The organism is Candidatus Methylacidiphilales bacterium, from assembly GCA_028713655.1.
Classification (GTDB): Bacteria; Verrucomicrobiota; Verrucomicrobiia; order Methylacidiphilales; family JAAUTS01; genus JAQTNW01.
Genome location: JAQTNW010000017.1, coordinates 1 through 21,066, shown reverse-complemented (window position 1 = coordinate 21,066; position 21,066 = coordinate 1). Strand labels below are relative to the sequence as shown.

The 21,066-nt window shown below is 55.9% G+C and carries 15 protein-coding genes; 4 read left to right on the top strand and 11 right to left on the bottom strand.

Annotation, left to right across the window (positions count from 1 at the left end; translation table 11 throughout):
• Positions 1–82: 82 nt before the first annotated feature.
• The gene (locus PHD76_07155) at positions 83–697 is read left to right on the top strand and encodes a superoxide dismutase (protein ID MDD5261613.1); all 615 of its coding nucleotides are present in this window, start codon (positions 83–85) and stop codon (positions 695–697) included.
• 39 nt (positions 698–736) lie between these two features.
• On the opposite strand, the gene PHD76_07150 is transcribed toward PHD76_07155, so the two are convergent.
• The 3 genes from PHD76_07150 to PHD76_07140 all read right to left on the bottom strand — a co-directional run bounded on the left by PHD76_07150 (position 737) and on the right by PHD76_07140 (position 6,037).
• Positions 737–2,278: a hypothetical protein gene (locus tag PHD76_07150; protein MDD5261612.1), complete on the bottom strand. Its 1,542-nt coding sequence runs from the start codon at positions 2,276–2,278 to the stop codon at positions 737–739.
• 155 nt (positions 2,279–2,433) lie between these two features.
• A complete protein-coding gene (locus tag PHD76_07145) occupies positions 2,434–4,962 on the bottom strand; it encodes an ATP-dependent Clp protease ATP-binding subunit (protein ID MDD5261611.1) in 2,529 nt (842 codons plus the stop codon).
• Position 4,963: 1 nt separating this feature from the next.
• Positions 4,964–6,037 carry a protein arginine kinase gene (locus tag PHD76_07140; GenBank protein ID MDD5261610.1) on the bottom strand — a complete coding sequence of 358 codons (1,074 nt, stop codon included), beginning with the start codon at positions 6,035–6,037 and terminating at the stop codon, positions 4,964–4,966.
• Positions 6,038–6,184: 147 nt separating this feature from the next.
• Between PHD76_07140 and PHD76_07135 the strand changes: the two genes are divergently transcribed.
• From PHD76_07135 to PHD76_07125, 3 genes are all read left to right on the top strand, one after another.
• Entirely contained in the window at positions 6,185–6,664 is a 480-nt protein-coding gene (locus PHD76_07135; GenBank protein ID MDD5261609.1) for a hypothetical protein, read from the top strand.
• A 73-nt stretch (positions 6,665–6,737) separates the two neighbouring features.
• On the top strand, positions 6,738–8,087 hold the full coding sequence (locus tag PHD76_07130; GenBank protein MDD5261608.1) for an amino acid permease: 1,350 nt from the start codon (positions 6,738–6,740) through the stop codon (positions 8,085–8,087).
• Between the two features lie 19 nt (positions 8,088–8,106).
• On the top strand, positions 8,107–9,165 hold the full coding sequence (locus PHD76_07125) for a hypothetical protein (GenBank protein MDD5261607.1): 1,059 nt from the start codon (positions 8,107–8,109) through the stop codon (positions 9,163–9,165).
• Between the two features lie 85 nt (positions 9,166–9,250).
• On the opposite strand, the gene PHD76_07120 is transcribed toward PHD76_07125, so the two are convergent.
• From PHD76_07120 to PHD76_07085, 8 genes are all read right to left on the bottom strand, one after another.
• Entirely contained in the window at positions 9,251–10,240 is a 990-nt protein-coding gene (locus tag PHD76_07120; GenBank protein ID MDD5261606.1) for a tyrosine recombinase XerC, read from the bottom strand.
• A 201-nt stretch (positions 10,241–10,441) separates the two neighbouring features.
• The gene (locus tag PHD76_07115) at positions 10,442–10,777 is read right to left on the bottom strand and encodes a hypothetical protein (GenBank protein ID MDD5261605.1); all 336 of its coding nucleotides are present in this window, start codon (positions 10,775–10,777) and stop codon (positions 10,442–10,444) included.
• Positions 10,774–13,356, bottom strand: a complete 2,583-nt coding sequence (locus tag PHD76_07110; protein ID MDD5261604.1) for a DNA topoisomerase III — start codon at positions 13,354–13,356, stop codon at positions 10,774–10,776. Before PHD76_07110 ends, PHD76_07115 begins: the two co-directional genes overlap by 4 nt.
• Position 13,357: 1 nt before the next feature.
• A complete protein-coding gene (gene dprA / locus PHD76_07105; protein ID MDD5261603.1) occupies positions 13,358–14,455 on the bottom strand; it encodes a DNA-processing protein DprA in 1,098 nt (365 codons plus the stop codon).
• Between the two features lie 45 nt (positions 14,456–14,500).
• Positions 14,501–15,343, bottom strand: coding sequence for a glycosyltransferase family 2 protein (locus PHD76_07100; protein MDD5261602.1), 843 nt, complete (start codon positions 15,341–15,343; stop codon positions 14,501–14,503).
• Complete coding sequence (locus PHD76_07095) at positions 15,340–17,268, bottom strand: WecB/TagA/CpsF family glycosyltransferase (GenBank protein ID MDD5261601.1); 1,929 nt, start codon at positions 17,266–17,268, stop codon at positions 15,340–15,342. The genes PHD76_07100 and PHD76_07095 overlap by 4 nt, the downstream gene beginning before the upstream one ends.
• A gap of 59 nt (positions 17,269–17,327) precedes the next feature.
• Positions 17,328–18,101 (bottom strand): sulfite exporter TauE/SafE family protein, encoded by a 774-nt coding sequence (locus tag PHD76_07090; GenBank protein MDD5261600.1) that lies wholly within the window; start codon positions 18,099–18,101, stop codon positions 17,328–17,330.
• Between the two features lie 68 nt (positions 18,102–18,169).
• Positions 18,170–20,638: a sodium-translocating pyrophosphatase gene (locus PHD76_07085; GenBank protein ID MDD5261599.1), complete on the bottom strand. Its 2,469-nt coding sequence runs from the start codon at positions 20,636–20,638 to the stop codon at positions 18,170–18,172.
• Between the last annotated feature and the right edge of the window lie 428 nt (positions 20,639–21,066).

Sequence of the window (21,066 nt, the reverse complement as noted above, 5' to 3'; positions counted from 1 at the left end):
CTTGCGGCTTGCGTTCTTTGGTTTATTTTAGCTTTCTCAACCTTTGTAAAAACCAAATACAACAACAAAGAAAGCAACAGTTATGGCTTATACACTCCCTGATTTACCGTATGCGAAAAATGCGCTGGAACCCTACATCGATACCCAAACGATGGAAATCCACCACGACAAGCACCATGCGGCCTACGTCACCAACCTGAACAAGGCTCTCGAGTCGGCCCCGGAACTGGCGTCAAAGTCGGTTGAAGATTTGATTGGCAATCTCTCCGCTGTGCCGGAAGCCATCCGCACGGCTGTCCGCAACAACGGCGGCGGCCATGCCAACCACTCCCTGTTCTGGAAAATCCTCACCCCCGGCGGTGCCAAAGAGCCCAAAGGCAAGCTGGCGGACGACATTAAGGCAGCGTTTGGAAGCACGGATGCGTTGAAAGAAGCCATTGAAAAGGCCGGTGCCACGCGCTTTGGCAGCGGCTGGGCCTGGCTCATTGTGGACGGCGGCGGAAAATTGTCTGTCATCTCCACCGCCAACCAGGACAGTCCTTTGATGGACGGCCACAAGCCGGTCTTCGGCGTCGATGTCTGGGAGCACGCCTATTATCTCAAATATCAGAACCGCCGTCCGGATTATCTCAAGGCGATCTGGAACGTTCTAAACTGGGACGAGATCGGCAAGATCTACGGCGCGGTTAAGAAATAAACGCGGCAGGTTGGAGGGACGGCCCCCGTGTCGTCCCACCTACCCCCGCGCCTGCCGGGCTTTCGCCCAACCCAGCGCCAGCAAGGCAAGCCCGACGGCCAGGTAGCACCAGAAAAAATCCGGGGCCGCCAGCCAGCCGAACTTGTTTTGAACGCCCTCCGGCGCCAGGGTGTAGGCGTGAATGAGCCCCACGCCTGACAATACGGAGGCCACCAATGTCCAAAGGCCGGCGGAGATCAATTTCCGCTCCATGGTAAACACGAGGATCGCGGCAAAGATCATCGACGAAAGCAAAAATCCTTGGCTCAGCGCCATCACGCCGTGGATATAAAGCGTATTTCCAAACTTTGGCGCAGCCTCAAACAAACTGCTGCCCGCAACCCGGAGCGATGTTTCGATCAGCAGCAACGCCCATGCGGCTAGGGCCGGCACCAAACCAAAAGCCACGGCCAATGCGTGCTGCCTCGGCACTTCCTGAAACGACTGAGCCATGATGATCAGGCCGATCCAGAGCAATATGCCGAGCGCCGCCTCCATCGGAACCACTTTCAGAATAGCCGTCAACGCGCCCGTTACGCACAACGCGGCAATCACAGCCCCGTTGATCGCGGAATAGGCATGGCGCGCGCCGATGGCTTTCCAGCCGGGATGACCGATGTAAATCGTCGTGGCAAACGCGCTGCCAAAACAGGCAGCCACCAACGATCCAACGCCATTCATCAACAGGGACGACCGGGTTTCATAATGGTCCCCGGCAGCGGCGGCGCTTTCGAGACATTGCAACGATCCAATCACGCCAAAAAATCCCATCGGCAGGATCACAGACAAATATTTCCACCCGATTGGCTGCGTCAGGATACCCCACAGCTCTCCAAAAACAGGGACCGGTAGATGAAGCCCGAATTGGAGCGCACCCGAAATCGGATGAAAGCTTTCAAAACCCGCAAACCGCAATCCCCATGCAATAATCACACCCACGCCGACAGCCAGCAGTCCGCCCGGAATCCCCAGCGGCAACTTGGTGCCCGAGGCATAGAACCCCACAATCAACAACATCGGGATCAGCGCGGTGGCGGGTGAGGCGAAAATTTGAAATACGAAGCCCATGGCAATAAACGTGATGGCCACACCCGCCAGGGCCGAAAGCATCGCCGCCCTCGGCGTGCGGCGACGAAGCGAATCCCCTGCAAACGCGCCGATGATCTCCATGATGCCGCTCCAAAAACAGGCGAACAACCCGGCCTTCCACGCGAGATGGAAGTCACCGGTGGCATGGTAAATCGGCCCCATGATCAGGAAGATGTTCGCGATTAGCGTTACCGTATTGATTCCATACGGCAGCGCCGTCACATCGTCGCGGCCCGTGCGCTGCGCCAGACGTCGCGCCTGCCATGAATAAAACAAATTGCCCACCAGGATCGACAGCGCCGCCGCCGGCAAAATGCGGTGGGTGACAAACTCGGCGGGAAACCCGCAGATAAGCGGGCACAGGGTGGCGATCAACAAAAGCTGCAGCAGATTATCGATGAAGAGGCCGAAAAAGCCGTCGATATCACCCTTGACCAGCCCAGGAATTTTCATGCGTATTGTTCAAGCAGAACTGCTTGAACCTGGCGAGACCTAATCCCCTCTATTAAGCTCTCCATTATACACAAGTGGGAATGAGTGCGAGTTCTTAAGAAAAGCACCGAAGGTGCTTCTGAATTCTAAATTCCGCCTTCCTTCTATCCCGCCTCTCACCCCTTCGACGCCGCAGGCGCTTCGGGCCCGGCCTTGACTTCGGACGTAAACGTCAGCTTGTCGTCCTTCGCATCCACCAGCACGACGGAGTCGGGTTTGATTGTGCCGCGAATCAACTCTTCCGCAATCGGATCTTCCAAATATCGTTCGATGGCCCGGCGCAATGGACGGGCGCCGTAAGCGGGATCGTAGCCCTTGTCGATCAGAAGTTCGTTGGCTGCAGGCGCCAGCTTGAGTATGACGTTGCGAGCCTTGAGGCGCTTCTGCACCTTTTCGATTTCCAGACTGACGATCTTGCCCAAATGTTCGCGATTGAGCGAATGGAACACGATGATATCGGTCAGGCGGTTGAGAAACTCCGGCTTGAAGACTTTCTTGGCTTCGGCCAGGAGTTTTTCCTTCACCGCTTCGTAAGCCTGTTCATCCGTATTCACGCCAAACCCCACCGTGTTCTGCTTGCGCATGAGCTCGGCGCCGGCATTCGACGTCATGATGATGATCGTGTTGCGGAAATCCACCTTGCGCCCAAGACTGTCGGTAATCTGTCCGTCCTCCAGAATCTGCAGGAGAATGTTCCAGACATCGGGGTGCGCCTTTTCGATTTCGTCGAACAGCACCACGCAATACGGGCGGCGGCGGACTTTTTCCGTGAGCTGGCCTCCTTCCTCGTATCCGATGTATCCTGGAGGGGAACCGACCAGGCGCGAAACATTGAATTTTTCCATGTACTCGCTCATGTCGAGCTGGATCAGCGCATCGGCTTCTCCAAAAACATGCTCGGCGAGCGACTTGGCCAGATGAGTCTTGCCCACGCCGGTCGGGCCCAGGAAAATAAAAGAGCCAATCGGCCGGTTCGGGTCCTTGAGGTCGGCACGAGACCGGCGGAGCGCCATGGCCAACGCATTGACCGCATCTTCCTGGCCGATCACCTTGCCCTGGAGTTCGTCTCCGATACTCAAAAGTTTTGCCATCTCCTTGGACTCCAGGCGGGTCAGCGGAATGCCGGTCCACTTGGCTACCACCGAAAGAATGTCGTCTGCGCTCACGAGCACTTCCTGCTCATCCCGCTTCTTGCGCCATTCGGCGATGCGGTTTTCAAAGTTGCTCTTGGCGGCCTTTTCCTTGTCGCGCAGCGAAGCGGCTTTTTCAAAATCCTGGTGTTTGATGGCGGCCTCTTTTTCCTCCCGGATTTTATCAATGCCCCCCTCCTGCTCCTTCAATTCGGCAGGAAGCGTGGTCGCCTGAATGCGGGCGCGGGCGCCGGCCTCGTCCATGATATCGATGGCCTTGTCCGGCAGGAAACGACCGGTCAGATAGCGGTCGCTCAGACGCGCGGCGTGATCCAGGGCCTCGTCGCTGATCTTGGCGCGGTGATGCTGCTCATATTTCGGGCGCAGGCCCTTGAGGATGAGAATGGTTTCATCGACGCTGGGGGCATCGACTTTCACGCTCTGGAAGCGGCGTTCCAACGCTGAATCCTTTTCGATGTACTTGCGGTACTCATTCATCGTGGTGGCGCCAATGCACTGGAGCTCGCCCCGGGAAAGCGCTGGCTTGATGATGTTGGACGCGTCCATGGCGCCCTCGGCGGAACCTGCCCCGACGATCGTGTGCATTTCGTCGATGAACAAAATAATGTTCCTGGACTTGCGGATTTCCTCCATCACCGCCTTGATGCGCTCCTCAAACTGGCCGCGATATTTCGTACCGGCGACCATCAACGCGAGGTCGAGCGTGATGACCTTTTTGTCGCGAAGCAATTCCGGCACATTGCCGGCGATGATTTCCTGGGCCAGCCCCTCGACGATGGCGGTCTTGCCAACCCCGGCTTCGCCGATCAGCACCGGATTGTTTTTGGTGCGGCGGCAAAGAATCTGGATGACGCGCTCGATTTCGTTCTTTCGGCCGATGACAGGGTCGAGCTCGTTTTTTGACGCCAGCTCCGTCAGGTCGCGGCCAAAGGCCTTGAGCGCCGGGGTCTTGACTTCCTTTTTCCCGCCAGCGGCGGCCTGCTGGGATTCGCCCCCGGTCCCTCCCGCATTAAATTCTTCCTCGCCTTCTGAGGCTTCGAAATTCGGGTCGAGCTCCCTGAGCACCTCGTTGCGGGCCCGGTCCAGATCCACGTCCAGGGTTTTCAACACTCGAGCGGCAACGCCATCCCCTTCGCGCAAGAGTCCGAGCAGGATGTGCTCCGTGCCCACATAGCTGTGATGCAGGTTCTTGGCTTCCTTGCCCGCGAGCGCCAGCACCTTTTTCACGCGCGGAGTGTAGGGAATATTGCCGGAAATTTTTGTGTCGGGCCCGGAGCCGACCTGTTTCTCGACTTCCATGCGCACCGTCTCCAGGTCCAGCCCCATTTTTTGCAGCACATTGACCGCGACACCCTGGCCGAGCTTGATCAATCCCAGCAAGAGATGTTCGGTGCCGACATAGTTATGGTTAAACCGGTCGGCTTCCTTGCGGGCCAGAGCCAGTACCTGCTGGGCTCTGGGCGTAAAATTGTTCATCGGTTCTTCTCCTGCCATTTTAAACACTCTTCATTTTTTTTATATTGGGCGCCGGGATTGACTTGAGCTTCTCCCGAAGCTGGTCGGCCCGGAATGCGTCCCGTTCCTCCGCGCCCAGTTTTTTATCCGCCGCCTTCTGAAGATGGGCCGGCTGGGTCTGGATAAACAGGTCGTCAATCTTGGCTCTCAGGCTGTTCGGCCATAGCCCCAAATCGACTCCCAGTATGAGTAAAGATAGCAGATTCAGCGCCTCTTTCGAGGAAATCGAATAGGAGTGCAGCAGAATCCCGTAGGAGCGTCCCAACTGGTCGGCCAGCATCCGGGACTTTTCCTGCAACAGCTTCTTGCGCGCGTTGTGCTCGTGCTCAATCAGATGGCTGATGACTTTTTGCAGCCGGTTGAGAATGTCCTGCTCGCTTTCGCCCAGGGTCATCTGGTTGGAGACCTGGAACAGATTCCCTAACGCCTCGGTGCCTTCACCATAAAGGCCGCGGACGGCCAGGCCGATCTGGTTGACCGATTTGATCACCTGGTTGATCTGCTCGCTCAGCACGAGTCCCGGCAGATGCAGCATGACGGACGCGCGCATGCCGGTGCCGACATTCGTCGGGCAGGCCGTGAGGTAGCCCAGGGTCGGCGAAAAGGCAAAATTGAGCTCGTTCTCGAGCTGGGTGTCGATCCCGTCAATGCAACTCCAGGCCTGTTCCAGGCTGAGCCCGGGCAGGATGGCCTGAAGACGCAGATGATCCTCTTCATTGATCATCACGCTGAGGGTCTTTTCGCCATTGACCACCAGCCCGCTGCCGGAATTTTTGGCTGCATGCTCGCGGCTGATCAAATGCTCTTCCACCAGCATCTGCTTTTCCAAAGGAGTGAAGGCATCCATCGTTTGGTCGATTGCGGCTTTCTCCATCTGCGGAAGGTGGCGGACCGCCGGTTTGAGAAGCCCCAGCAGATCTTCACGCTGGCTTTTTTTCAACCATCCGGGAAAAGGCTTGTCCTTCAAATTGCGCGCCAGGCGGACGCGGCTGCTCATGACAATGCCCCGCCCCGGAAGCGCTTCGGAATCCGTTTCTTTTTCGTTGCCTGGCATTGCCACACCTTCAAAATAACGCGGTAGTCATGAAATTGCAATCCCCCAAAGATTTAATGGAAAAGCATTTCTCGCGCAAAGACGCGGAGGCGCAGAGGAAGGCATTTTTTGACTGTCATGAGGCTGCAAATCGGCTAGATTGACGCCATGAAGGCTTTCGTTTTTTGCGCAGCCGTTATTTTTTCGTTTGCCGCATTAAAGTCCGGATTTGCCGCCACCCCGGCGGAAAGTCCTGCCAAGCCCGTCGAAATGCCGGATCGCGCCTCGACCTTTGCCCTGATTCGCAAAGCCAGGGTTCCCGGACGCAACCAGCCGAGCCAGGACCTTTTATTTGCGCACGAACTCAAAAAAATCCTCGATGCTGCCGGGACTCCTTCCCATGTCGTTATTTTTGAATGGTCCAAAACCAGGCCGGTTCCCGAGCATGGCACCCATGCGATCCTGGTATTTCACTGCTCGGACGGGCGCAATTACGGGCTTGATTCAACGAGCTGGCCTCCACGCTGGCTGCCGGTCGGCGAACCCTCGTTGTGGGCGCAATATTTTCTAGCCCAGGATACATTGGTTGAAAAAGCCAGCCTAGAGGAAGATAAAGTCGAAACACCGGCCCCCGCCTCACCCAAATAGCTTCGCCGACAACCCCTCATTTCTCGTGACTCAGTTTGCGAGAGCGACTAACGTATCCGGCTGAATGACCGGGATGGATTCTCAGCGGGGAACGGGCCTGCGATTGATTTCGCCCCTCACGGCAACATGCATTGTGGTGGCGAACATGATCGGGACGGGTGTCTTCACCAGTCTCGGATTTCAAGTGACGGGGTTGCCGTCGGCATTCGCCATCATGGTTTTGTGGGGAACCGGCGGTGTCTGCGCCCTGTGCGGCGCGCTCGCGTATGCGGAGCTGGCCTCGGCCCTGCCGCGTTCCGGAGGCGAGTACCATTTTCTTTCACAAATTTATCACCCGGCTGTCGGATTTCTTGCGGGTTGGATTTCAGCGACTGTCGGATTTGCCGCGCCGGTGGCGTTGGCGGCAATGGCTTTTGGAACCTATCTGAACGGGCTGTTCCCGGGGGTGGCGCCTCTCGCGCTGTCAGTGGGCGTTGTCGTCGCTGTGACCCTGATACATCTGGGCACGTTGCGCCTAAGCAGTATTTTTCAAGACACCGCAACCTCGCTGAAAATCATATTGATCGTGGTGCTGATTGTGTTGGGCTTTTCACTGGTGGGCCGTTCGCAGGCATCGTTCCTGCCGCACACCAGGGACACAGGATTGATCACGGGAAACTCTTTTGCGGTAAGTTTGGTGTATGTGATGTACGCCTACTCGGGATGGAACGCGTGCGTGTATATATTGGGTGAAATGCGGGACCCCGCACGGACCGCTCCCATTGCGCTGCTGGTGGGCACCGTGTTCGTGACGGCGCTCTATATGGCACTTAACGCGATGTTTCTCTATGTCGCGCCGCTCACCGAATTGGCGGGGCGGATTGACGTCGGCCATGTCGCCGCGACACGTATTTTTGGCGTGATTGGCGGGGACATCATGTCGGGCCTGATCGGGCTCGGACTGGTATCCGCAGTCAGCGCAATGACCTGGATCGGCCCCCGGGTCTCCATGACGATGGGCGAAGACTGCCGGGCTTTGCGGTTCCTGGCCAAGCGCTGCCCCCAAGGATCGCCGCGGGTCGCCTTGATCGTGCAATCGGCGATTGTGATACTCCTGCTCCTGACCTCCACGTTTGATGCCGTACTGACATACATCCAGTTCAGCCTGACCTTGATGTCGTTTCTTGCGGTTCTGGGCGTGATCGTGTTGCGGGTGCGGCATCCGGAACTACCCCGGCCATGTAGGATGTGGGGCTATCCCTTCACGGCGTTGATTTTTCTGGGCATTACAGCCTGGATGATGTGGCACATTCTCGCCGACAGGCCCATGGAATCACTGGCAGGCCTGGCGACCTTGGCTGTGGGACTGGCCGTTTATTTCATTTCCCCGACACATCCGATTGCGATGTCGAACCAACCCAATCCCAACCCAAAACTAACCTGATGCTAAATCTATCCATTTTATGAAAAGAATATTATCCTTGTTTGCTTTGTTGTTGTTTTTAACCGCGTCCTTGCGCGCCGCAGCCGCCACAGCCGACGACACCGCGCGATTTTTGGCCGGCCTTCCCTGCGGCTCGGATTCGCCCTTGCGCCAGATCGAAAGTGAAAAGGCATGGAGAGACCATGCGGCGTTTTTTAACGGTGCCTGGACGAACCTGCAGCGGAGGCAACTGGATCCGATTGCCCGTTCTTCGGTATTGGGGGAAGCGGCTTCCACGACGGGACCGATGTTTTACATGTTCAGCGGGCCTGATTTTCTTTATGCCTCGGCGTTTTTCCCGCACGCTTCGACATATATTTTGGCCGGGCTGGAGCCGACCGGACCTTTGCCGGATGTGACAAAGCCCGATGACAGGCTGCCCGACGAACTGGCCAACCTGCGCAAGTCCCTGGACGCCCTGCTCAATTGGAGCTTTTTCCGCACCAAGGACATGAAGATCGATCTCAAGCAGACCCGGTTGAGCGGAACCTTGCCAGTGTTGTACGTCTTTTTGGCCCGGCAGAATTGCCGGATTCAATCGGTCGATTTTGTAACCTTGGACGCATCGGGCAACATTGTGCCAGCCCAAGAGGGCGCCATGGGCGTTCGGATCCTGTTTTCGGGGCCGGGCGGCAAGCAGACCCTGTATTATTTCAGCACGAACCTGGCGGACGGCGACATCAACCCCAAGTTCCTGAGTTTTTGCGCGAAACAGGGAGATGGTGTTAGTTTGTTGAAGGCGGCGTCCTATCTGATGCATTACGACGGATTCAGCACGATTCGAAAATTCCTGCTCAGCCACACCAAAACCATCGTGCAGGATGATTCGGGAATTCCGCTGAAATATTTCGACCAGAAAACGTGGAGGCTTCGCTTTGAAGGTGTTTACACCGGGCCGACCGCGCTGTTCAAGGAACGGTATCAGGCGGACCTTATGGAGGTGTATTCGAACTCGCATCCGGCGCCGATGACATTTGGGTTTGGCTACCAATGGAGGCCGAAGAGTTCAAATCTAATGGTCGCCGAACGGCTGAAATAGCACTTAACGCCAAGGCGCAAGGAAAACCAGAACACTTTTTTACAGGAAGATCGCGAAGGACGCAGAGGAAAACTTAAATTCCTCCTCAAGCTCGCGGATGGGCCTGGCGGTAGCTTTTTTTCAGCCGCTCCGCCGTGACCTGGGTGTACATCTGGGTGGTCGCCAGATTCGCGTGCCCCAACAGCTCCTGCACCCCGCGCAGATCAGCCCCGTGATCCAGCAAATGCGTGGCAAAGGTATGGCGGAGTTTGTGCGGCGAAATCTTCGGGTCCAGCCCGGCCTGCGCCAGGTAGCGCTTGAACAGCAACTGCACCGCCCGGGACGATAACGCTTCGCCCGACGGCGACACAAACACGCTCTTCGCGTTTAATTTCGCGGGAAGCGCTTCGCGATAAAGCCGGATCGCCTCCAGCGAGGGAGCGCCCAGGATCACCACGCGCTCCTTCTTCCCCTTGCCCACCACCCGGCAGACCCCGCCGGAAAAATCAACATCGTCCCATTCCATCCCTGTCAATTCGCTAATACGAACTCCCGTGCTGTACAAAACCTCCAGAATTGCCGCGTCTCGCAGGTATTGCCATTCCAGCAACATGCGGCCCGGTCCCCGCTTTTTCTTTTTGCCGTCCTTCAACAATTCGAGCGGGGCGTTCAAAAACCGGATCACCTGCTCCTCGCTCAAAAACAACGGCAGGCGCCGCTGCCGGACTGGCAGATTGAAATCTTCCATGGGATTTTCCGCCACACGGCCCAAACGCAGCAGAAATTTGTAAAACGACCGCAGCGCGGAAAAGCGCAACCGGATTGACGCCGGACTCAGCTTTTGTTCTGTGGAAATTTTGTACAGATACTTTCGAAAGTCGCCGGGCTGGAGATCGGACCATTTGCCGCCGGGAAAAGCGCGGCTGACCTCAAGCAGCGTCTGGTGATAATTGCGGATGGTTTTCGGCGAATAACCCCGGTCCGAACCCAGATGGGCCAAAAAATCACCCGCCCAAGCCCGGGGCTCAAGAAATTGGCTGTTGCCGGAATCCGCCATCGTTGCGCCATCATGCGCCATTGCGTGCTGCTGCTGCAACGAGAGATTTTGTCATGTGTCACTCTAATTTCCCGCATCTCCCGGAGCGCGGGCATCCTGCCCGCACCGCTGCGCATCCTGCGCAGCGGATGTTTTTCTTTGTTTGTTTCGGTGTGTCCTGGATTGCCACGTCGTCCGGTTCAGCCGGACTCCTCGCAATGACGAAGCATTGCCGCTTCGTCTCACATCCGGAAACGCGAATCAGCGAGTGCCGATTTTATAGGACAACCGCCGAGGCTCTGCCAGCAAGGCTTTCACCTTTTCAATCTCTTCCGAGTCGTTCCTGATGACAAGCTTTTTGCTTCCGGGCCAGTAACGAACTTCGCTTCCGACAGGAAATTTAATTCCGCGACTCATCAGATCGCGTTTTACATCCGCATGATCTTTCAACTCGCCTTTGAAGAACCCTGTTGGAACCGTCAATTCCACGCATGCGAAAGGCGTACAAATTGTGGCATCGTGCTCAGCACGCAACTGCACAACCCCAATCGCCAAAAATAAAATCAAACCCGCACAAATACCGGCAGCGCGATTCAAGACTCCGCGTCCTTTGCAGGCGGTTCTTCGGAAGTCGGCGGCGCTTTCTTGCCCTTGCCTTTGCCCTTCGGAACCCGCGGCTCGCGCGGAGGAAATTCAAACGCCGTTGTCCCATCATCCTTCAAAATCAGATAGGCCTTGAAGGGACGCCGGGTCTTTTTGCTGACAAATCCTGTGAGCAAATCGGTTTTGCGGGCCGTCAGCATCTTCACAACCTGTTCCCGCGTGATTTCCTGCTCCAAAATTTTTCGCGAAATACGGAAGGCTTTTTTACCGTTCTCTTCCGTTCCCGATTCGCACATATAGGAATTCGGTGTTTCAAACACGCGGCGACCCGTGATCGGGCAAACGCCCACGGGTTCCTGGCCCTCAAAGCTCATCGTCTGGAAGCTTCCGTCCTCGTTCTTTGTGCTTCCCCAGTCCAGCGTGACTTCCTTGTCATCGCCCAACCGTACATAAGCGCTAAAGGAACGGCCCATGCGGCTCCTGAAATCGTCCAGCGGTCCCACCACTCGTTTTTCAAGCAGCTCCGCCACCTCGGCCTCCGACAACACGCGGCTCGCAATCACCTTGGCCACGGCAAATGATCCGTCCTTCGTCCGGAAACCTTTCAAGGTCTTGATCATCGGTTGCTGCGAAAACGGGTCCACCAGGCTCGTGTCATGCAGCACCACTTCGGACGGGTCTCCCTTTTGGCGGATGCGATCCACCATATCGCGGGTCATTCCCTCGATCTCCTGCATGAATTCGGGCCGTGTAAGTTTTTTGTGCTCGATCTCCTTGAGCTTGTATTCCCACTCCCCTGTCAATTCCGGAGAAGACAGGGACGGAATGCGGATGACCTCCAACGTTTCGAGCAGGTCGAACGCCTTGACCGTGGGTTTCAATTCGCGCCCCAATCGCTCGATGTATTTTTCGCTGATGAGATTTTCAATGATCGCCGCGCGTGTTGCCGGGGTGCCGAGCCCCTTTTCCGACATGGCCTCGCGCAGGTCCTCGTCCTCGACCAGCTTGCCCGCGCCTTCCATGGCTGAAAGCAGCGTGGCTTCGTTGAAACGCGCGGGAGGGCGCGTCATGTCCGCCTTGATCTCCAATTCCTCCGTATTCACCTTTTCGCCCTGCGTCACTGCAGGCAGGGACTGGTTGGCTTCATCGCCTTCCTCCTGCTCTTCCCGCCCGTAAATCGCCAGCCATCCGGCTTCCTTCAAAACCTTGCCTTCGGTCTTGAACGCATGGCTCTCAACGCGCGTGATGCGGGTGGTGACTTCAAAAACCGCCGCCGGATAAAAAACAGCCATGAACCGCTTGGCCACCAACTCGTAGATTTTCGCTTCCGTCTCGCTCAGCTTGGAGGGAATTTCAGCCGTCGGAATAATGGCAAAGTGGTCCGAGACCTTTACATTGTTGAAAATACGTTTGGTCGGTTTGATCCAGTCGTTTTCCAGGATTTTTGCCGCGAACGAGTTCAGGGCTGAGTCTGCTCCCTTCAACTTCCCAAGCGTCGTACGCACCGTCGCCGGATAATCTTCTGGGAGATAGCGGCTGTCGGTCCTCGGGTAGGTCAACGCCTTGTGTTTTTCGTAAAGCGACTGCGCGATGGAAAGCGTCATGCGCGCGGGAAAACCAAACTTGCTGTTGGCTTCGCGCTGCAACGAAGTCAGGTCAAACAACAACGGCGATAGCTGCGTGCTCGGCTTGCTCTTTTCCTCAACGATGCCCTGTTTGCCCCGGCAGGTTGCGACAATCGCATCCGCTTGTGCCTGGTTCCAGATGCGTTCCGCCTTCTCCAAGCGCCGCTCCGAATCCTCGTCTTTGTCGTCACCGGCTGTTTTTTTGAATGTCTCGTCGAACCAGCGACCCGGATAAGTACCCGCCTGCGCGCCAAACAGCGCATGCACCTCCCAGAACGGTTTCGGTTCAAAGCGCTGGATTTGTCCCTCGCGTTTGACCAGAACCGCCAGCGTGGGCGTCTGCACCCGGCCCACCGTCGTCTTGTTGAATCCGCCGCCCTTGGAATTGAACGAAGTCAGCGCCCGTGTGCCGTTGATCCCCACCAGCCAGTCTGCCTCCGAACGGCAACGCGCCGCCTCCGCCAGGGGATGCATCTCCTCGTCCGAACGCAGATGCTTGAAGCCGTCCCGGATTGAGTCTGGAGTCATCGACTGCAGCCAGAGCCGTTGGATCGGCTTCTTCAGTTCCGCCAACTGTACTATATAGCGGAAAATCAGCTCCCCTTCGCGCCCGGCGTCACAGGCGTTAATCAAATTGGCCACATCCTTGCGGGCGGCGAGTTTTTTCAACAGCTTGAAACGGGCTTCGGTTCTCTCAATGGGCTTGAGGGCAAAGCGGGTGGGAATCACCGGAAGATTTTCAATGTTCCACTTTCCACGCTTGGGTTCTTCGTTCTCCGGCGCGCCGATTTCAACCAAATGGCCGATGGCCGAGGAAATGACATACTGGTCATTCTCGTAATAGTCCTTTTCCTTCTTGAACTTGCCCAAAACCTTGGCGATGTCGCCCGCCACACTCGGCTTCTCGGCAATAATCAGTGACTTGCCCATTTGCTTGTCGGCGCTCATTTCAATCCGTCTTGATAAAATATTTGCCTGGAAGCTGGCGGACCAGCTTCCTCATTTCCAAGCGGAGCAACGTAGAGGACACGGTTGAGGATGGCAACCCGCATTTTCTAATCAGTTCATCCAGATGGACTTCCTCCGTCGTCAACAGTTCAAAAAGCTGCTTTTCTTCGCTCGAAAGATCCGCCGGAGCGGCCTTTCTGGGCTCGGCCAGTGCATTCTTTGGGAATAAAAATTCAAACTCGGCCAAGACGTCCTCCACTCCTTCAACCAATTTGGCCCCGTCCTTGATCAGACGATGGCAGCCCTTGGCCTGCGGATTGTCAATCCGCCCCGGCACGGCAAACACCAGCCGTCCTTGATCGAGGGCCATCCGCGCCGTGATCAACGCGCCACTGCTTTCCCCAGCCTCAACGACCAGAACCCCGCCGCTCAAGCCACTGACAACCCGGTTGCGCATGGGAAACGTCTGCTTGTCGGGAGGCGTGCCGAAGGGGAACTCCGAAAGGAGCAGGCCGCCTTTTTCCACAATTGCCTCCGCAAGCGCCCGGTTTTCCGGCGGATACATCAAATCCAGCGAACACCCCAGCACAGCGATCGTGCGGCCTTTCGCCGCCAGCGCGGCCTGATGGGCTGCGGTGTCGATGCCACGGGCCAGCCCGCTGTTTATAGTCAAGCCCGCATACGCGATTTGATAGGCCAGCTTTTTGGCCGTCTCGAGGCCGTAATGCGAGGTATGCCGGGCACCGACGACGGCCACGCCCCGGCGTTTCGCGGCTTCGAGGTCTCCCTTGTAATAAAGCACCAGCGGCGGGTCATAAATTTCCAGCAGTTGTGCGGGATACGCAGGATCTTCGCGGTCAATGACCTGCACGCCCAGTTCCCCGGCCCGGTTCAACTCCTCCTCCGGATTGAAAACATTTTCCCAGTTTTTGATGGATTCCGCGGCCGCCTTGCCAATCCCATCCACTGACGCCAGTGCGCGGGTGCTTTGTGAAAAAACGTTTTCAACAGAGCCAAACGCATCCAGCAGTCGTCGGACGCGTACGGGCCCGATAAGACGCAGGCTGTTCAGGATGAGATAATATTCCGTCCGGGTCATGGTGTTTATTTTCCAGCAAGCAGTCGCAAAAGTTTTAGGTTTGTTTTAGTCATCAGCCTTCCGATCTTCGCGTCTTTCCTGTAAAAAATTCTTCTTTGCTCGGCTTTGAATCCGTTTCCCGATCCATTCAAAAAGCCGACGTTTAGCCCAATAATACCACTGTCCGCCCATCCGCATCCGACATGCCTGGCGTTTAAGCGCGGGCTCGACACCATAACGTTCACCCATGACTGCGGCCTCATCCCACATCGCCACCAGTTGGGAACTCGTCTTGGAGTCCAGATGCAGACGGCAGATTGCCAAAGGTTCTTGCAAATAGTGCCAGGTACTTGCTCCACATATGCGCAGCCAGAACTCATGATCCATGCAATATTTCAGGCCTGCATCAAATCCCCCGAATTTTTCATAAACTCGGCGCCGCCAAAAAACCGAAGGTTGGCCCAAAAAATTTCCCTTTCTCAGCCGTTTGACCGAAAACACCCCGGCGCGCTTCAAACGTTTCCAACGGGAAGCCCCTTCCATAAAGTAATAATCGCCGTAAACCACATCGGCTTCGGGATGCGCCGCAAAGGCCCGTTCCACCGCGGCCAAAGCTCCGGGTTCATAGAAATCATCCGCACACAAATAAGCCAGAATCTCCCCGTTCGAAAGTTTCAAACCCTTGTTGATGGCATCGGACTGCCCCCCATCCGGCTCGGAAATCCAAGTCACATCCGGACAACTTTTCAACAGCGGCAACGATTCATCCGTCGATCCGCCGTCCGCCACAATGTGTTCAACTTCCAGGCAGCCTTCGGGTTTTGAAACCCGCTGCGCACGCACTGAATCCAGGCATTCGCCCAGAAAGCGGCCCTGGTTCAGGCTGGGAGTAATAATGGAAAATTTCATCCCACAGGACCGGGTTTCTGGTGGCGAAAAATTTCCTCATATTCATCCGCCACCCGCTCCCAGTCAAAAAGCTCCGATGCACGCGCGCGGGCCGCAGCCCCGATTTCAAGGCAATCAACCGGATGTGCGGCCAACTCCCGCATTTTACCAGCCAAAGCCTCCAGGAGCATCGCCCTGTCACTGGCGCCGAAACCAAATGGCACTCCGGTTTCCCCCACGACCTCGCGCGTGGCAGGAACGTCACGATAGAGAATTGCGGCGCCAAATCCCATTTGGTCCAGTAACACCAGGCGGGTGGCCTCGATGGCCGCGGGCATCACAAAAAAGAGCGAATGCTGGCTGAGCTCGGCATACACGTCCCCGTAGCGTGATCCGGTAAAAACAACGCGCTCACCGGCCATCCTCTTCAACCTCTTGTAATAGCTGCGTTCATAACCCGCCGAACCGGCGATCACAAGAGGCGGCAGGCCGCCCGCCAACGCATAGGCCTCAAGAAGCAAGTCGGGTTCGTTTTCGGGCGTCAGGCGTGAAACGTAAAGAATGTACTCACGGGACTTGAGCCCCCACCGCTCCAACTCCCCCGCCCGCACTTCCGGCTGCGCCGTTATTGCCCCGTACGAAACATAGCGCGGCTTGAATTGATAGTCCGTTTGGTAACGCTTCACAATTTCATGATTGTCAGCTATCAACACGTCAGCCAGCTTGACCGCTTTTCGTTCGCTCCATTTCAACCACCAGCGGGCAAATCCATTCCATTTCGCGCGGCGAAAATCGGCCCCGTCCACATTAATGATCAAGCGGGAGCAGCCGAATAACTTGGAGATCTTCACCAGCGGCGCATTGCCCACACCGCAGATATAAATCCAGTCATATCCGCAAAACAAAGCATGCACGATTGAAAAAAAAGTGTGCACGATGGTGTCCAGGCTTTTGGTCGGCACGGTGGGCAGCCAGACAATTTTCATCCCCCTCCATTCATTCCGCCTTCCGTCGTAATAGGGGTCCCGGTTATAAACCGTTACGTCATATCCGCGCTTCGCCAGACGAGCCCCCAGTTGCTCCACCAGGGTTTCAAAACCCGAATAACGCGCCGGCACACCCCGGCAACCGATGAATGCAATCCGGACAGGCGCGGCTCCGACATCTGCGGGCGCAAGGTCTGGTAATCCCCTCTTTTTCAGAACTCCATCCCGCAGGAGATAATACAGAAACAGCGTGTTAAACTTCAAATAGCGCAACCACAAGCGCTTGGGTTCCTGAATCAAGCGGTAGAGCCATGTTAGTCCAATCCGTTGCAGCCAGGCGGGCGCAAAGGAACGGCGACGGGCCAGCAATTCGAACGCATCACCAACGGCCAGGAAAACTCCGCGCCTGTAACGATGCAAATTCCGGCTGATCCAGCGCTCCTGGCGCTCCCCCCCCAATGCGACCCATATAAAATCAGGATCGTTTTCTGCGATAATCCGCGCAAACTCATCCTCATCCAGCTCTGTCCAGGGACGGAAGGGAGGGGAATATGACCCTGCGAGTTTCAAGTTCGGGCACAGCAGGCGCGCTTGGACCTCCAAATCCCGCAGGCACTCTTCCGTACCCCCAAAAAAGAAATGTTTCCACGGCGGTCCAAGCAATTGCAATGCACGGCGCATAAGATAGGGGCCGTAAACACGATCCTTCAGACCGGCGCTGCGGCGGTTCATTTCCCAAATCAGCGGCATCCCATCCGGCAAAATGAGGTCGAAACTGCGCATAACCCGCCCGAACTTCCGATCATGGCGGGCCATCGAGACAATATGCGTGTTGCAGGCGCAAACCGCACTGGCCGCTTCCTTCTGCGCCAAAGTCCGGATGGTTTCCACAGCCGTATCATAGGTAGCGCATGCCACGGGAGTGCCCAAAATTTCGATGTGCTTAAGGACGCTCTTCAAACATTTACCTTCACTTTCTGATGATGGGGAATTTCATGATTGGAAGCGGTGGAGCTGTTTTACTTGAAGCGTTGATAAAACAAACAGGCCGTCATAAGCAGCCCAATCCATACGATCAATTGCCGGACCCGCGCGGGTGCGATTTTTTGCGCGAAAGCGGAGCCTATGTAATAACCCGGCAAGGCTCCCAGTGTCAACAAGCCCACATTGCCCCAGTCCACCAACCCTTTCCACACAAAATAAACGGCTGCCACGATATTGATCAACCCGCCCAAAATCGTTTTGACTGTGTTCATTTGGTTGATGTCCCGCAAGCCAATCCAGCCCAATGTGGCCAGCATGAGAATCCCAATACCCGCCCCAAAATAACCTCCATACAGCGCGATCAGGAATTGAAACAAGATCGCCGCCCCGTGCGTCCGACCATCTGGGGTCCGGAATAAATTTCCATCCGGCGCAAACCTCCGGGCAATCAGCCCCTGCGCCATAAACAGGAGCGTGGCAAACAAAATCAAAAACGGAACGAGCCAGTCAAATATCCGGGTCGGCGTCACGGTCAGCAATACGCCCCCAATCAACCCGCCCACCACACTCCAGGGTGTCAATTCCACCAACCAGGATTTCACCGCCGGAATTTGCCTGCGATAGCCATACACACTGCCGGTAATTCCAAAAATCAATGCAACCGTGCTGGTGGCATTGGCCATGATTGAGTTCATGCCGGCCAGGATCAGGGTGGGGAATGTAACCAGTGTGCCGCCGCCGGCAATGGCGTTGACAAACCCCGCAGCGCCGCCCGCCAGAATCAAAGCCACAACAGCAAACCCACTCATCGTTATCGAAAACTAGAGACTATCTCACAAGCTGCAAGCTTGCGAAGCAGAACGGTCGCAAAATTGCGTCAAATCGGCGAGATTCCCCTCGCGGCCTCCGCCGCCAACGCCGCAGTGCGCGCTTCCGCATTCGCAATGTGCCGTTTGGGACTCAGGGTCGAAATCCTCATGCCGTAAAACGAACGGATCACAAAAAACAGCGCCACAACAAAAAAGACAAAACCCAGGCCCAACGAAAGGGATCGGGAGGAATTCACCGCAATCTCAACCGCCAGAATGCCGAATAGAGTCGTAAATTTGATGATCGGATTGAGCGCAACCGAGGAGGTGTCCTTGAACGGATCGCCCACAATGTCGCCTATGACCGTTGCAGCATGAAGGTCCGTGCCCTTGCGAAAGAGCTCCACTTCAACGATCTTTTTGGCGTTGTCCCAGCACCCGCCGGCATTCGCCATGTTGATGGCCGAGAAAAGGCCGAAAATGGCGATCGAAATCAGGTAGCCGCAGAAAAAGACCGGATCAAAACACGCAAACGCAAGCGCCAGGCAGAAAACCACGCCAAAGATGTTGATCATGCCATATTGGGCATAGCGGGTGCAAATCTTCACCACTTCATTGCTGTCTTTTTCCGACGCCCTCTCCGTCCCGGAAAGCTTGATGTTGCGCTTGATGTAATCCACAGCGCGGTAGGAGCCTGTCGTCACCGCCTGGCGGGAAGCCCCGCAGAACCAGTAAACAACCGCTCCACCCATGATCAAGCCCAGCATGATCTTGGGATCCACAATGCTCAGAGCCGAGAGGTCCTTCCAATGCAGATGCTCCTTCAACATAAGGATCAAGGAAAAAATCATCGTGGCGGCGCCCACCACGGCCGTACCGATCAACACCGGCTTGGCTGTAGCCTTGAATGTGTTGCCGGCGCCGTCATTCTCCTCCAGCAACTGTTTGCCCAGGATGAAATCAGGATCGAACCCGAAATCCTTTTGCACTTCCCCCGACACACCTGGAATGGATTCAATCATGGAAAGCTCAAAAACCGACTGCGCGTTGTCGGCCACCGGCCCGTAACTGTCCACCGCGATGGTGACCGGCCCCATGCTCAACATTCCAAAAGCAACCAACCCAAAAGCAAACACAGACGGGTATTGCATGAAGTCACCCAGTCCATAGGTGCTCGTGGCATAAGCCGCCAGCATCATCGAGGAGATGGCCAGCCCCTTCCAAAAACAGGAAAAATTGCCCGCCACCAACCCGGATAAAATCGTCAGACCCGCACCGCCTTCGCTGCTCGCATTCACAACCTCATGACAGTGCGCGCTGTTGGTGCTGGTGAAAACCCGTGTCAGTTCCGGAATCACAGCCCCCGCGATCGTGCCGCAGGTGATGATCGTGGCCAGCTTCAGCCACAAATCTCCAAACTGCGCCTGCGGAAGCATGAAATAACTCACCGCATACGTGACCCCGATGCATAGCACAGAAGTCAGCCAGACCAGGCTGGTCAGGGGGTGCTCAAAATCAAAGCGGTCCCGCTTGCCACATGTCGCGCGCGTCAGCATGGAATTCAATTTCCAGGCCATCAACGCGCTCGGAATCATGACGATACGCATCGCGAAAATCCAGACGATGAAAAGCCATTGAAATGCCGGCGCCACGGCAAGGCAGATGAAGCTGATCAGCGCCACACCGGTCACCCCGTAGGTTTCAAAACCATCGGCGGTCGGCCCCACGCTGTCGCCCGCGTTGTCTCCAGCACAATCGGCAATCACGCCAGGATTGCGCGCATCATCCTCCTTGATTTTAAAAACAATCTTCATCATGTCGCTTCCAATGTCGGCGATCTTTGTGAAAATACCGCCGCAGATGCGCAGAACGCTGGCGCCAAGCGACTCGCCGATCGCAAATCCGATGAAACACGAGCCCGCCAGCGCCGGAGGGACAAATTTCAACACCACCAGCATGACAAACAGTTCGACGCTGATGAGCAACACGCCGATGCTCATGCCGGATCGGGTGGGGATCTCGGAAACCGCGAGCGACTTTCCGCGCAGGGCCGCGAACGCCATGCGGCTGTTGGCCACGTTGTTGATCAGCATCCCAAACCAGGCAACGCAAAACGAACCGAGGATGCCGATCACGGACCACATCAAAATCAACGCGACCGTCGAACCCGGCAGGCCCTTCAAAAATCCGAAATAATACGCCATGGTGGCGCCAATCAAAATCTCCAGGCCAAGAAGCATCTTGCCCTGCTGAAAGAGGTAGGTGCGGCAGGTGCTGTAAATCAACGTTGAGATGTCCAGCATGCTCTTGTGCGCAGGCAATGCCTTGAGCTTGCGATATTCATAAACACCAAAAGCGACCCCCAACAGACATACCAGCAGGCCAAGGCTCAATATTTGTTCGCTCGACAGCGCCAGACCGGGAAAGTGAAAGATGGCATCTCGCACGGTGGGCAAGGCCAGATCGGTGTCAGCGGCGTGGCTGACAGAAGGCCATGCGACAACGACAAGGGCCAATAGCAGGCTGATTCGAGACATGCGGTGCCGATTTTGAAGGGGGGAATTGGGTGATTGGATCATACTCTTTAATTTGATGTTGATAATTTTTACTTACTGCTCCGATCATAGACTACATGCTACTTATGTTATAATGCAAGAACTATTAATTAAATTAATATTAATTTAGTATTATTGTTGCTAAATTTTAACACTATGAGGCAGTTACAGCGGCATTTGCACCCGCGATTCCACCACTTTCCCGCTCCTTACCCAGGAGAATTCATGCTTTTTTCCCGGAATTGGCTGGCTCAAACATTGACGTAGCGCCGTCCTCGTGCATGCTATCAGATTGTTATGATCGCCACCCAAATCCGCCAAAAAGACGCACGGTTCTACTTTGTTTCCTACACCTGCGAGGACATCCTATCCAAGGTGCGGTTCATCAGCCGCTTTTATGCGGAAGGCGA

What these genes read in the sequence shown, in the direction of transcription:
- PHD76_07155 (MDD5261613.1), top strand. Translation starts at nt 83, where the DNA reads ATGGCTTATACACTCCCTGATTTACCGTATGCGAAAAATGCGCTGGAA.
- PHD76_07150 (MDD5261612.1), bottom strand. Translation starts at nt 2,278, where the DNA reads ATGAAAATTCCTGGGCTGGTCAAGGGTGATATCGACGGCTTTTTCGGC.
- PHD76_07145 (MDD5261611.1), bottom strand. Translation starts at nt 4,962, where the DNA reads ATGGCAGGAGAAGAACCGATGAACAATTTTACGCCCAGAGCCCAGCAG.
- PHD76_07140 (MDD5261610.1), bottom strand. Translation starts at nt 6,037, where the DNA reads ATGCCAGGCAACGAAAAAGAAACGGATTCCGAAGCGCTTCCGGGGCGG.
- PHD76_07135 (MDD5261609.1), top strand. Translation starts at nt 6,185, where the DNA reads ATGAAGGCTTTCGTTTTTTGCGCAGCCGTTATTTTTTCGTTTGCCGCA.
- PHD76_07130 (MDD5261608.1), top strand. Translation starts at nt 6,738, where the DNA reads ATGGATTCTCAGCGGGGAACGGGCCTGCGATTGATTTCGCCCCTCACG.
- PHD76_07125 (MDD5261607.1), top strand. Translation starts at nt 8,107, where the DNA reads ATGAAAAGAATATTATCCTTGTTTGCTTTGTTGTTGTTTTTAACCGCG.
- PHD76_07110 (MDD5261604.1), bottom strand. Translation starts at nt 13,356, where the DNA reads ATGAGCGCCGACAAGCAAATGGGCAAGTCACTGATTATTGCCGAGAAG.
- dprA (MDD5261603.1), bottom strand. Translation starts at nt 14,455, where the DNA reads ATGACCCGGACGGAATATTATCTCATCCTGAACAGCCTGCGTCTTATC.
- PHD76_07100 (MDD5261602.1), bottom strand. Translation starts at nt 15,343, where the DNA reads ATGAAATTTTCCATTATTACTCCCAGCCTGAACCAGGGCCGCTTTCTG.
- PHD76_07090 (MDD5261600.1), bottom strand. Translation starts at nt 18,101, where the DNA reads ATGAGTGGGTTTGCTGTTGTGGCTTTGATTCTGGCGGGCGGCGCTGCG.
- PHD76_07085 (MDD5261599.1), bottom strand. Translation starts at nt 20,638, where the DNA reads ATGTCTCGAATCAGCCTGCTATTGGCCCTTGTCGTTGTCGCATGGCCT.